The sequence below is a fragment of the Sandaracinobacteroides sp. genome (genome assembly GCF_057137845.1).
This window is the reverse complement of record NZ_DBNHFX010000052.1, coordinates 1-11,894: the sequence shown is the minus strand read 5'-3', so window position 1 is coordinate 11,894 and position 11,894 is coordinate 1. Positions and strand designations below refer to the sequence as shown.

Genomic DNA, 11,894 nt, shown 5'->3' with positions numbered 1-11,894 from the left:
GCCAAGCTATTTTTCCGCGCTGACCACCGGCACCGATACGCCGCAGGTCGATTGCCTGATCACCAGGACGACCGCCGCAACCCACGCCATCATCCGCGACAACATCGGCCGGTCGCCAATGTATGCCGGCCGGATCGAGGGGGTGGGTCCGCGCTACTGCCCATCGATCGAAGACAAGGTGATGCGCTTCGGCGACCGCGACGGCCACCAGATCTTTCTGGAACCGGAAGGACTGGACGACTATCTGATCTATCCGAACGGGATATCGACGAGCCTTCCCGAAGAAGTGCAACAACTGGTCGTCCGCTCGATCCCCGGTCTGGAAGCGGCGCGTATCGACCAGCCGGGCTATGCAGTCGAGTATGACCACATCGACCCGCGCGCACTGGACAGCAGATTGCAATTGCCGGCGTTGCCGGGGCTGTATCTGGCGGGCCAGATCAACGGCACCACGGGCTATGAAGAGGCGGCCGCGCAAGGGCTGGTGGCGGGCCTGAACGCAGCAGGCGCGGATTGGGCGCCAGATCGGGTTACCAGTTACATCGGCGTGATGATCGACGATCTGGTGACGCACGGCGTATCCGAACCATATCGCATGTTCACTTCGCGCGCCGAATATCGGCTGCGGCTTCGGGCAGACAACGCTGATCTGCGGCTGACAGGGCAGGGAGTGGCGCTGGGGTGCGTCGGCGCCGAACGGGCCGCGCATTTCCTGCAACGGCAGCGTGCGGTTAATGAACTTACCGACAAACTGAAGGCACGCAGGGTTGCCGCATCCGCCATGCCCGAAGCGGGTGGCGGCGATGGTCTGGCGCGCACCCTGTGGGATTGGGCGCGGTTCCCCGGTGTCGACTGGGCAGCGGTGCAGCGCGTCGCGCCGGATCTTCAGGTGCCGTCTGAAGTGGCGGAAACGGTGATGACCGACGCCGTCTATGCAGTTTATCTGGAACGGCAGGAGGCAGAAGTCATCCGGCTGCGGCAGGACGAAGCTCTGCCTGTTCCACGTGGAACAATCTTCCGCGACATTCCCGGCCTGTCGAACGAAATGGCCGAGCGGCTGCATGCTGCATCGCCGGAAACGCTGGGGCAGGCAGGACGCGTGCGCGGTGTAACCCCGGCGGCGCTGGCGGCGTTGCTGGCGTGGCTGCGCAAATCGTCGCTGAAAGCGGCCTGATCGGCACGAAAGCTGTGGATCAATGGCGGCGGCCCCTTCCATAAGCGCGCCGATTGTTCCACGTGGAACATATGACCCCCGAGCAGTTTCAGGCCACATTCGATGTTCCATGTGGAACAATGCAGCAGCTCGGGCGCTATGCCGAGCTGCTGGTGGAATGGCAGGGGTGGATGAATCTGGTTGGCCCGGCCACGTTGGCCGACATCTGGGGCCGGCATTTTGCCGATTCGGCGCAGCTTGTCCGGCTGGTTCCGGCTGACCGGCATTGGCTGGATATCGGCTCTGGTGGCGGATTTCCTGGTATGGTGCTGGCCACGATGGGCTGGGGCCGCATGACGCTGGTGGACTCGATCTCCAAGAAGGCCCGATTTCTGGAAGCCGTCCGCGACGAGCTTGGCCTGGCGGACCGCGTTACGGTGATCTGCGGGCGGATCGAGGCGCTGCCGACGATGGGCGCCCAGGTGGCGACGGCACGGGCGGCGGCGCCGCTGGTGCAGTTGATGGATTGGGCGTTACGCCACGTTCGCCCCGGCGGGCTTCAGGTCTTTCCCAAGGGCCGCCGCTGGGACGAAGAGGTGGCCGAAGCTCGCAAGAAGTTCCGGTTCGAACTGAAGACGGCGGACAGCATGACCGACCCGGATGCCCGCATTTTGTTGCTCAGTGATGTGAAGAGGCTGTGATGCGAACGATTGCCGTTGCCAACCAGAAGGGCGGGGTGGGCAAGACCACGACGACGGTGAACCTTGCCACTGCCATTGCCGCGTGCGGCAAGCGGGTGGTGATCATCGATTTCGACCCGCAGGGCAACGCGTCCACCGGGTTCGGAATCGCGCGCGACCAGCGCTCGCCCTCTAGCTATGAAATCCTGTTTCAGCCGGCGCTGGCGGCCTCTGCTGCCAAGGAAACGCTGGTGCCGGGCCTGTCGATCGTGCCAGCGGCTGAAGGGCTGGCGGGCGCCGAAGTGGAACTGGTTGGCGAACAGAATGCTGCCGGACGGCTGAAGCAGGCAATCGCGGCGATCGGCGCGGTGGACTATGTGTTCATCGATTGTCCGCCATCGCTCAGCCTGCTGACGCTGAATGCACTGGTTGCGGCGGACGGCGTGCTGATCCCACTGCAAACCGAATTCTATGCAATGGAAGGGCTGTCACAGCTTCTGAAGACGGTCGAGCAGGTTCGCGCCCGCCAGAACCCGAAACTGGATATCGACGGTGTGGTGCTGACCATGTTCGACCGCCGCAATCGCCTGTCGGAACTGGTGGCGTCGGATGTGCGTGCGGCACTTGGCACGCGGGTTTTTGAAACGGTCATTCCGCGCAACGTCCGGCTGTCGGAAGCGCCGAGCCACGGCATTCCGGCGCTGCTGTATGATCTGCGCTGCCCAGGTTCGGAAGCCTATATGGCGCTGGCGCGGGAAATGCTTGGAACGTCGGCCCGCGCGGCCTGACTTGTGGACTGAAAGACGAGGGTGAGAGGGTTATGGCTGCAAGGAAAGTCGGACTGGGGCGCGGGCTGAGCGCGCTGATGGAGGAAATGGGGCCGGGACCGGCGCCCGTAGCGGCGGCATCGTCGGGCCAGACCAGCCTTGCCCTTGCCAGCATCGATCCCAACCCGCGACAGCCGCGCACGCAGTTCGACAGTGTCGAGCTGAACGAACTGGCCGACAGCATCCGCATCAAAGGTGTGTTGCAGCCGATTCTGGTGCGCCCGGCGCCCGGCGACCGCTATGAAATCGTTGCCGGGGAACGGCGCTGGCGTGCCAGCCAGTTGGCCGGCCTGCACGAGATTCCGGTGGTTATTCGCGCATTCACCGATTCCGATGGCTTCGAAGCGGCGATCATTGAAAACGTGCAGCGGGCAGACCTGAATCCGCTGGAAGAAGCGCTTGGTTATCAGAGGCTTGTGCAGGATTTCGGGCACACGCAGGAAATGGTTGCGGCGGTCACCGGCAAGGCCCGCAGCCATGTTGCCAACCTGCTGCGGCTGATCGACCTGCCCGAAGAAGCGCGCGCCATGCTGCGCGACGGTCTGCTGTCGGTCGGACATGCCAAGGCGGTGTTGCAGGCGAAGGATCCGGCGGCGCTGGCGAGGGCCATCACCGAGCGCGGCCTGACCGTGCGCCAGGCCGAGGAAGCCGCGCGCAAGAGCCATGCAGCGAAAACCGGCGCCGAACCACGCATGCTGCCCCGCCGCGACAATGATCTGGAGATGCTGGAATCGCAGATCAGCGAAACGCTGGGGTTGCAGGTGGCGATCAAGGCGCGCGGCAACAGCGGCACCGTGACGGTGAAATATTCCGACCTCGATCAACTGGATACGATCATCGGCCGCTTGCAGCGCTGAAGCCGCGCGCCTCAGTCGTGGAAGGCGGGGGCGCGCTTTTCCAGATTGGCGAGCACAGCTTCGACCTGATTCGGCTTGCCCATGACGGCGGTTTGCTCGACCGATTCGGCCAGCAGCACTTCGTGTGCGGTTGCATTCGCCGGAAGGTTGAGCAGCCGCTTTGCGGCGCGAATGGCATCCGGGCTTTTGCCAGCTATTTCAGTTGCATAGGCCAGAGCTTCGGCGCGCGGGTCGGCCGTGGTGCGGGTGGCGATGCCAAGCGACAGCGCCTCGTCTCCGGTGAAGATGCGGCCGGTGTAGGTGAGGTCGCGCATGACGTCGTCGCGGACGAGCGGGCGAAGCAGCAGGATGCCCGCCATGTCGGGGACGAGGCCCCAGCGGATTTCCATGACCGAGAGGCGGGCGTCTGGTGTGACGAAGCGCAGATCCGCCGCGAGCGCGAGCTGGAAGCCGCCGCCGAACGCGACGCCGTGTACGGCAGCGATGACCGGCACCGGAATCTCGCGCCAGACCATCACTGCATGTTGCGGACGATTGGCGCCGCCCGCTGTGCGCGGCGTATCGACGAGGTTGCTGGCGCTGCGGGACCCGCCCGCCATGCCGGCGAAGTTCGAGGTGTCGAGACCGGCGCAGAACGCCCGCCCTTCGCCCGACAGCACCACTGCGCGCACGGATTTTTCCGCTTTCAGCCGTTCGCCGGTTTCAATGAGGGCGTCGAACATATCGGTGTCGAGCGCGTTCATCTTGTCGGCGCGGACCAGGCGAACGTCGGCGACGCCGCCCCGGATTTCAACATGAATGCGTTCGGACATCGGGCTTCCCCCTGGGTTGTTTCAAAGCCGATTTGGGCGGGTGCCCGATCGGTTGCGCCTATTTCCTTGCCGCAGAAAGCCGTTTCGCCACTGCTTCGTTCGCCTTGAGGACGCGGAGGAAATTTTCTCCGGCGAGTTTGCGCAGATTCTGATCGGACCAGCCGCGCCGGGCGAGTTCGGCGAAGAGAGCGGGATATTTCGACACATTCTCAAGGCCGACCGGCAGGTCGGGGACGCCATCGAAATCGCCGCCGATGCCGACATGATCGTGGCCCGCCACCCTGGCGATATGGTCGATGTGGTCGGCGACCATGGCAAGCGTGGTGACCGGGCGCGGGTTGGCGCTGTCCCATGCTTTCATGCGGGCTTCGGCTTCGGCGCCGGTGCCTGCCTGTTTCTGTGCGGCGTCGCGCTTGTTCTGCCAGTCATAGCGGGCCTGGTCGACGAAGGCGGGAACAAACGTCGCCATGACGATGCCGCCGTTTTTCGCCATGCGCTTCAGCACATCGTCCGGCACGTCGCGCGGGTGGTTGGTGAGTGCGCGGGCGCTGGAATGCGAGAAAATGACCGGCGCTTTCGTGATGTCGAGCACGGCGTTCATGACCGCCGGCGAGACGTGGGAAAGATCGACCAGCATGCCCAGCCGGTTCATCTCGGCGATCATGGCCGGGGCCGCCGGGGCGATGCCGTTGTGGCGCGGCGGTGCTGTTGCGCTGTCGAACAGTTCGGTCGGCTGGCTGTGCGCCAGCGTCATCGAGCGCGCGCCTTCGGTATAGGCGCGGCGCAGGGTGGCGATGTCGTCGGCGACCTGGTGCGCGCCTTCCATGGCGACGAAGCTGGCGATCCTGCCGGATTTCCAGGCTTTTTCGGCTTCTGCGGCAGTGGTCACGAAGGTGAACGCGTCGGGCCGGCGGACGGGCAGGCTGCGGGCGATGGCGATCTGTTCGAACGTCATCTTGACGGCGGCGGCGGGCGGCAGCCCGGCCGGGACGTAGACCGACCAGAGCTGGATGCCGACGCGGCCCTGCCGCAGCAGCGGAATCGAGGTGTGCCCCGTCATCACCGTGCCGTCGGGCCGGGTGACGCTGACCGGGCGGTCGAGGTCGGCGGTTTTCGCGCCATCCACCCCATAGGCCATGCGCAGCGCGAACGGCCAGTCGTTGTGGCCGTCGGTCAGCGGTGCTTCGCCCAGCACCCGCTGGGCGCGGACTTCGGGTGTTTCGGTGGCTGCCGGAGCGGCGAAAACGCCGGTCGCAGAGGCGAGGAGGAGGGCGGAAAGAAGGATGCGCATTGACAATGCCTAATGCCGCCGAGGCCCGGCCGCAAGCCGACTTGAACCCCGTCTGCCACGCATTACCTGCACCACGAGGAGAGTGACGATGTACCAACGGATCGAGACGTCCGGCCCTCTGGTGGCGCTGAGGCTTGGCGAGAGCCTGACGGCGGACGAGATCAACCAGTTATATGCCGAAGTCGGCGATGCGCTGGAGCGCCATGCGCGCATCAGCTATTATGTCGATGCGACCGGCTGGTCGCACATCGGTCTTGAAGCAGGGCTGGAAGGCCTGAAGCAGCGGCTGGCGCATCTGGGCTGGCTGACCCGCTTCGACCGGGTGGTGATCGTCAGCGACAATCCGCTGATCAAGGGCATGGTTGGCTTGTTCGACCTGTTGACGCCGCACATGCAGATGAAGTGCTTTGCAGCAGCCGACGCCGATGCCGGGCTGGATTGGGCGAAAGCGGGATGAGACCCCCTTGCCGATGCCCCGAAAGCGGCGGATAAGGGACGGGAAATGCGCGAGATCGTGTTCGATACCGAGACAACGGGCCTCGATCCGGCAGGCGGGCACAGGCTGGTCGAATTTGCCGGTGTCGAGCTGGTGGCGCGGGTTCCGACCGGCCGGTCGCTGCACTTTTACGTGAATCCGGGCCGCGCCATGCCGGCCGAAGCCGAAGCGGTGCACGGCCTGACCGACGAGTTCCTGCGCGACAAGCCCCCGTTCCGCGAAAAAGTGGCGGAACTGCGCGCGTTTCTGGCCGACGCGACGCTGATCGCGCACAATGCCCGCTTCGACATGCGGTTCCTGAATTTCGAACTGGAACTGGCCGGGGCAGAGCCGCTGGATATGCTGCGGGTGGTGGATACGCTGGAACTGGCGCGCAAGCGGTTCCCCGGCGGCAAGCACACGCTGGATGCGTTGTGCCAGCGATTCGGCATCGACCGTTCGGCGCGGGTGCTGCACGGCGCGCTGATCGACGCCGAACTGCTGGCCGATGTCTATATCGAGCTGACCGGAGGGCGGCAGATCGGCTTTGACCTTACCGTGTCAGCCGCCGTTCAGCAGCAGGCGGCGACGATCGACTGGCCGGTCAGGCAGTTCGAGGTGCCGGCGGAAGATCTTGCCGCGCACGAAGCGTTTCTGAACCAGATGAAGGAGCCGCTCTGGCGACGTGTCGTCTGAGGGCATTATGAGGAAGGAGACTAGCCATGGAGATCCGGGTTTCAGGCCATCAGAAAGACACGGGGCAGGCCTTCCGGGTTCATGTGGAGGAGCGTTTGCATGCGATTGCCGGCACCTATTTCAAGCGTGTCATCGGTGCGACAGTTACTCTGGGGCCGGCGCCCTATGACAGTTTCCAGTGCGATATCGTTATGCATGTGATGCAGGGGCTGGTGCTGAAAGGGTCGAACCGGGCGCAGATCGCGCAGGTTGCCTTTGATGGCGCCGCCGACCGGATCGAGAAGCAGTTGCGCCGCTATATGCGCCGCCTGAAAGACAAGTCTGGCCAGACTCCGCTGGCCGAGATGCCGCTGGCGGAAGTTCCCTACAACGCCGAGTACCGCATTTTCGAATCGGTGGTGGCCGAGGACGAAGCACCCGACGCGCCGCTGACCATCGCCGAAACCAAGGTGGACATTCCCGACGCCAGCGTGTCGGACGCGGTGATGATGCTGGACCTGCGCAACACTACGGCGCTGCTTTTCAAGAATTCAAGGACGGGCGCATTGAACATGGTCTATCGTCGGGAGGATGGAAATATCGGCTGGGTGGAGCCTCGGGGCTGAGCCAGCCGACCTTTCCGGCGTTAGTATGGGCGTTGAAATAGAAGGGTCGACCCTGTGGCCCGGTGCGTGGCGTGCCGCTGCGTGCCGGGTACAAGGAAAAAACGGTGACGATGTGAAGCTGCGTGACATGCTGGGACCGGCCTGTGTTTCCTTTGAAACCGGGCTTGGCACCCAGAAACAGGTATTCGAGAAACTGGGCGAAAGGCTTTCCGTGGCGACGGGTATGCCCGCTGCCATGGTGACTGCCGCCCTTGCAGCGCGGGAGAAGCTTGGCACCACGGGCTTTGGCGGCGCGACCGCCATTCCGCATGGCCGCCTGCCGGGAACGACGGCAATCCACGCTGCGGTGATGCGATTGCAGAACCCTGTCGAGTGGCAGGCGGTAGATGGTGCGCCCGTCGATATCGTGGTGGCGCTGGTCGGCCCGGAAGATGCGGGCGCCGATCATCTGAAGGCGCTGGCACTGGTCAGCCGGACGCTGCGCGACCGGGCCTTCATGGACAAGCTGCGTGGCGCAACCGACGGCGGTGCCCTGTGGGCGCTGCTGACCGGAGAGGAAAGGCGGGCGGCCTGATGCCGCCGGTGCCTGACGCGCATCTGCGCGGGCTGGAACGGCTGTATGCGCGGGCGGCGATCAACGCGACCTTCCCCTCGACCCTGGCCTTCCCTGAGGCCGGGCGCACCGAAATCCGCTTTCAGGTAACGCCGCAGATGTTCCATGCAGCGGGTGCGGCGCACGGCACCATCTATTTCAAGATGCTGGATGATGCGGCATTTTACGCCGCCAACTCCATGGTTTCCGAACATTTCGTGCTGACGACCCAGTTCAACCTGCTGCTGACGCGGCCGGTGACCGCCGGGCCGCTGCGGGCCGAAGGGCACTGGGTTTCAGGCCAGCGGCGGGTGCTGATCGCCGAAAGCCGGCTGGTTGATCCCGACGGCGAAGAAGTCGCGCGCGGGCAGGGCACCTTCATGCGTTCGCGCATCCGGCTGGCCGATCTGCCGGGCTATGCCGATGGCTGAGCCGCAGCCGCCCGCCAGTCTGCTGGTGCCGGCAATCCAGCGGCAGGTGCAGGCGGAAGGCGGCTTTGCCACGGTGCTGGCGAAGGGAAGCGCCTTTGGTTCGGCGCTGCTGATCGTGACCCGCGAACGTGGGCAAGTCCGCGCATTCGAGAAGGTTCCGAGCCTATCCGGCAAGCCCGACTGGCGGATGGCCGCCGAGGGCGAGGCCGAGGTGGAGGCGCTGGTCGGGCGGCAGCGACGATTCGACCCTGATCTTTGGGTTCTGGAACTGGATATCGCTGACCCTGCACGGTTCGTCCCGGGATTGCCCGATTTTCATTGACCGCTGATCCTGCATGAACCAACGGCCCGACCGTGCATAGTGACGGGCCCATGACACCCCTCTGCCTTGCCGCAGCCTGGCGCTGCGCTGCGGGACGACGGGTCGGCCGGTCGGAAGCCGATCGCGGCTTCGGCAATGCACCGGCCGTTCCGGGCAGGACGGCTGGCCTATCAGGCGCGGTTCGCGCGTGATCCGGCCCTGGCGGCTTCCTTTGCGGGGCTCCAGCCCCGGATTCGCAGCCCCAGGAACCGCGAGCGACGAGTTTTCAATGCGCAATCCATTCCGGGCCACCGCCCTTGTGGCGGCCGCCGTCTTTTTGCTGGCGGCAGGCGAGGCCCCGAAACCAGACTTTGGTTTTCTGACCGAAACCGAACAAGACATCACCCATTCCAATGCCGCAGCCGATGCACATCACGCGCTGCTGGCGAACGAGCCGTTGCAGGACGTGGCGGCCGACATCCCCGAACCGGCGCTGGGTCTGGTGCTGCCGGACGCCGGCAGCCTGAACGAGCTGGTTGCCGACCTTCGCGACGTCGATTCCGGGCAGATGGACGAGAACATGCGCTGCCTGGCTGGCGCGGTCTATTATGAATCCAAGGGCGAGCCGCTGGCAGGCCAGCTTGCGGTGGCGCAGGTGATCCTGAACCGGGTCGAGGATGGCCGCTTTGGCCATGACATCTGCGCCGTGGTGAAGGCGCCGAAGCAGTTCGGCTTTGTGAAGGCAGGCAGCTTTGCCATGCCCGCCCAGAGCGTGAACTGGGAAACGGCGCGCGCCATTGCACTGATCGCGATCGCCAATGGCTGGCCGGAAATCGTGCCGGACGCCACCCACTTTCACGCGACCCGCGTGAATCCGGGCTGGAAGCTGCGCCGGATCGCAACCGTCGGCCAGCACGTTTTTTATCGCTGAGACCGGCTGGTCCGGCCCGCAGCAGGGCCTCAAACGATAAACGCCCGCCCTGTTCCCACAGGGCGGGCGTTTTGCCGTTGGCGGCGGCGGATCAGCGCACGCCGGCCCAGTACATGATGCCGCCGGTTGCGCGCGGCCAGCCATAGCCGTTGACCCAGACGGCGTCGATGTCGCCGGGGCGCTGGGCGATCCCTTCGGCGAGGATCTTGCGGCCCTCGTCGACCATCGGCGCCAGCAGCCGGTCGAGGATTTCCGCCTGGCTGTGTTGCTGGATGCTGCCGCCCTTTTCCTTGACGAAATCGCGGATCATCTGCTCGACCAGCGGCGACGGGGTGCGGCTGCGGTCAGGGCCGTAATCGTAGAAGCCGGCCGATGTTTTCTGGCCGCGCCGGTCGAGTTCGCACAGACGGTCGCGCAGGGTTTCGCCCTTCGAGCTTTCCTTCGACCAGCCGATGTCTAGGCCGGCAAGATCGGACATCTGGAACGGACCCATCGGGAAGCCGAAATCGGTGAGGGCGCGGTCGACTTCCCACGGCATGGCGCCTTCGAGCAGCAGGTCGTTCGCTGCCTGCTGCCGGCGCGACAGCATGCGGTTGCCGATGAAGCCGTGGCAGACGCCCGAGACTACCGGCACCTTGCCGACGCGGACGCCGGTTTCCATCGCCGTCTTCAGCACGTCGGGCGTGGTTTTTGCGCCGCGCACGACTTCCAGCAGCTTCATCACAGTGGCGGGTGAAAAGAAGTGCATGCCAAGCACGTCGCCGGGGCGCGAGGTGACGGCGGCCATTTCATCGACATTCAGGTAGCTGGTGTTGGAGGCAAGAATTGCCCCCTTGCGCACGATGCCGTCGAGCGTGCGGAAAATGTCTTTCTTGATGTCCATGTTTTCGAACACGGCTTCGATCACCAGGTCGCGGTCGGCGAGGCTGTCCATCGACAGGCTGGGCGTGAGGAGCGCCATGCGCTGTTCCACTTCGGCCGCCGTCATCTTGCCCCGGCTGGCCGAGCGTTCGTAGTTGGCGCGGATCACCTTCAGGCCACGGTCGAGGGCGGCCTGTTCGCGTTCTACGATGGTGACCGGAATGCCGACGTTCAGGAAATTCATCGAAATGCCGCCGCCCATCGTGCCGGCGCCGATCACGCCCACGCGGTTGACGGCGCGCGCCGCCACCTCGGGGCCGATGCCTTCCAGTTGCGCTGCCTGCCGTTCGGCGGCGGCGATATGTGCAAGGGCTTCTTCGCTCATCTTTCACTCCCCATATGGATGGCCTACAGCAGCTCTTCTTAGGAGGTGAAGCCGTGAATGCAATGTTGGCAGAGTCGTTGAAGGGGCTGGACCTCAGGGCCGAGATCGACCGGCTGCGCCGCGAGCGCAACGCCGTCATTCTGGCGCACTATTACCAGACGCCCGACATTCAGGACATTGCCGATTTCGTTGGCGATTCGCTAGAACTGTCGCGCAAGGCCGCCGAAACCGACGCTGAAGTGATCGCCTTCTGCGGCGTGCGCTTCATGGCCGAAGTGGCGAAGATCCTCAGCCCGGCCAAGCGGGTGATCCTGCCCGACATGGAGGCCGGTTGCAGCCTGGAGGATAGCTGCCCGCCGGACGCATTCGCCGCCTTTCGCGCCGCCCATCCGGATCACCTCAGCCTTACCTACATCAACTGCTCGGCGGCGGTGAAAGCCCATTCCGACATCATCGTCACTTCGTCCTCGGCCGAGAAGATCCTGAACGCCCTGCCCAAAGACCAGAAGGTGCTGTTCGCGCCCGACAAGCATCTGGGCGCATGGCTTTCCCGCAAGACCGGTCGCGAAATGCTGCTGTGGGACGGTGTCTGCATCGTCCATGAAGCGTTCAGCGAAACCGAGTTGCTGAAGCTGAAATTGCAGTATCCGGGCGCGCCGGTGGCAGCGCACCCGGAATGCCCGGCGCATATTCTGGACCATGCCGACATGGTGGGCTCGACCAGCGCGATCCTGAAGTTCGCGCTGGAAAGCCCGAGCGAAACCATCATCGTGGCGACCGAGCCGCACATCATCCACCAGATGGAAAAGCAGGCGCCCGGCAAGGTTTTCGTGGGTGCCCCCGGCGCCGACGGCAAATGCAGTTGCAACATGTGCCCGTTCATGGCGCTGAACACGATGGAAAAGCTGTATCTGGCGCTGCGCGACATGAAACCGGAACTGGACGTGCCGGAAGAACTGCGGCTGCGCGCGCTGCTGCCGTTGAACAGGATGCTGGC

The 11,894-nt window shown here is 64.7% G+C and carries 15 protein-coding genes; 12 read left to right on the top strand and 3 right to left on the bottom strand.

Annotated elements, in window-relative coordinates:
• The 4 genes from AC16JP_RS02680 to AC16JP_RS02665 all read left to right on the top strand — a co-directional run.
• A partial coding sequence (locus tag AC16JP_RS02680; RefSeq protein ID WP_484339057.1) for an FAD-dependent oxidoreductase occupies positions 1 to 1,174 on the top strand: 1,174 nt, incomplete at its 5' end.
• 119 nt (positions 1,175 to 1,293) lie between these two features.
• Entirely contained in the window at positions 1,294 to 1,854 is a 561-nt protein-coding gene (gene rsmG, locus AC16JP_RS02675) for a 16S rRNA (guanine(527)-N(7))-methyltransferase RsmG (RefSeq protein ID WP_484339056.1), read from the top strand.
• On the top strand, positions 1,854 to 2,621 hold the full coding sequence (locus AC16JP_RS02670) for a ParA family protein (RefSeq protein WP_484339055.1): 768 nt from the start codon (positions 1,854 to 1,856) through the stop codon (positions 2,619 to 2,621). Before rsmG ends, AC16JP_RS02670 begins: the two co-directional genes overlap by 1 nt.
• A gap of 32 nt (positions 2,622 to 2,653) precedes the next feature.
• Positions 2,654 to 3,517 (top strand): ParB/RepB/Spo0J family partition protein, encoded by an 864-nt coding sequence (locus tag AC16JP_RS02665; RefSeq protein WP_484339054.1) that lies wholly within the window; start codon positions 2,654 to 2,656, stop codon positions 3,515 to 3,517.
• Between the two features lie 11 nt (positions 3,518 to 3,528).
• On the opposite strand, the gene AC16JP_RS02660 is transcribed toward AC16JP_RS02665, so the two are convergent.
• Both AC16JP_RS02660 and AC16JP_RS02655 read right to left on the bottom strand, forming a co-directional pair.
• Complete coding sequence (locus AC16JP_RS02660) at positions 3,529 to 4,329, bottom strand: crotonase/enoyl-CoA hydratase family protein (RefSeq protein ID WP_484339053.1); 801 nt, start codon at positions 4,327 to 4,329, stop codon at positions 3,529 to 3,531.
• Between the two features lie 58 nt (positions 4,330 to 4,387).
• On the bottom strand, positions 4,388 to 5,620 hold the full coding sequence (locus tag AC16JP_RS02655) for a dipeptidase (RefSeq protein WP_484339052.1): 1,233 nt from the start codon (positions 5,618 to 5,620) through the stop codon (positions 4,388 to 4,390).
• An 88-nt stretch (positions 5,621 to 5,708) separates the two neighbouring features.
• Here AC16JP_RS02655 and AC16JP_RS02650 point away from each other — a divergent pair, with 88 nt between their 5' ends.
• From AC16JP_RS02650 to AC16JP_RS02620, 7 genes are all read left to right on the top strand, one after another.
• Positions 5,709 to 6,077 (top strand): SpoIIAA family protein, encoded by a 369-nt coding sequence (locus AC16JP_RS02650; protein ID WP_484339051.1) that lies wholly within the window; start codon positions 5,709 to 5,711, stop codon positions 6,075 to 6,077.
• A 45-nt stretch (positions 6,078 to 6,122) separates the two neighbouring features.
• Positions 6,123 to 6,791, top strand: a complete 669-nt coding sequence (gene dnaQ, locus AC16JP_RS02645; protein WP_484339050.1) for a DNA polymerase III subunit epsilon — start codon at positions 6,123 to 6,125, stop codon at positions 6,789 to 6,791.
• A gap of 26 nt (positions 6,792 to 6,817) precedes the next feature.
• Positions 6,818 to 7,396 carry a ribosome hibernation-promoting factor, HPF/YfiA family gene (gene hpf / locus AC16JP_RS02640; RefSeq protein ID WP_484339049.1) on the top strand — a complete coding sequence of 193 codons (579 nt, stop codon included), beginning with the start codon at positions 6,818 to 6,820 and terminating at the stop codon, positions 7,394 to 7,396.
• Between the two features lie 112 nt (positions 7,397 to 7,508).
• Positions 7,509 to 7,970, top strand: a complete 462-nt coding sequence (locus AC16JP_RS02635; RefSeq protein ID WP_484339048.1) for a PTS sugar transporter subunit IIA — start codon at positions 7,509 to 7,511, stop codon at positions 7,968 to 7,970.
• Complete coding sequence (locus tag AC16JP_RS02630) at positions 7,970 to 8,419, top strand: PaaI family thioesterase (protein ID WP_484339047.1); 450 nt, start codon at positions 7,970 to 7,972, stop codon at positions 8,417 to 8,419. Before AC16JP_RS02635 ends, AC16JP_RS02630 begins: the two co-directional genes overlap by 1 nt.
• Positions 8,412 to 8,741 carry a DUF1491 family protein gene (locus AC16JP_RS02625; protein ID WP_484339046.1) on the top strand — a complete coding sequence of 110 codons (330 nt, stop codon included), beginning with the start codon at positions 8,412 to 8,414 and terminating at the stop codon, positions 8,739 to 8,741. Before AC16JP_RS02630 ends, AC16JP_RS02625 begins: the two co-directional genes overlap by 8 nt.
• A 268-nt stretch (positions 8,742 to 9,009) precedes the next feature.
• Entirely contained in the window at positions 9,010 to 9,651 is a 642-nt protein-coding gene (locus tag AC16JP_RS02620) for a cell wall hydrolase (RefSeq protein WP_484339045.1), read from the top strand.
• A 91-nt stretch (positions 9,652 to 9,742) separates the two neighbouring features.
• On the opposite strand, the gene AC16JP_RS02615 is transcribed toward AC16JP_RS02620, so the two are convergent.
• Positions 9,743 to 10,897, bottom strand: coding sequence for a 3-hydroxyacyl-CoA dehydrogenase (locus AC16JP_RS02615; RefSeq protein ID WP_484339044.1), 1,155 nt, complete (start codon positions 10,895 to 10,897; stop codon positions 9,743 to 9,745).
• A 62-nt stretch (positions 10,898 to 10,959) separates the two neighbouring features.
• Between AC16JP_RS02615 and nadA the strand changes: the two genes are divergently transcribed.
• Positions 10,960 to 11,894 (top strand): quinolinate synthase NadA (gene nadA / locus AC16JP_RS02610; protein WP_484339058.1); only part of this gene is annotated, 935 nt, incomplete at its 3' end.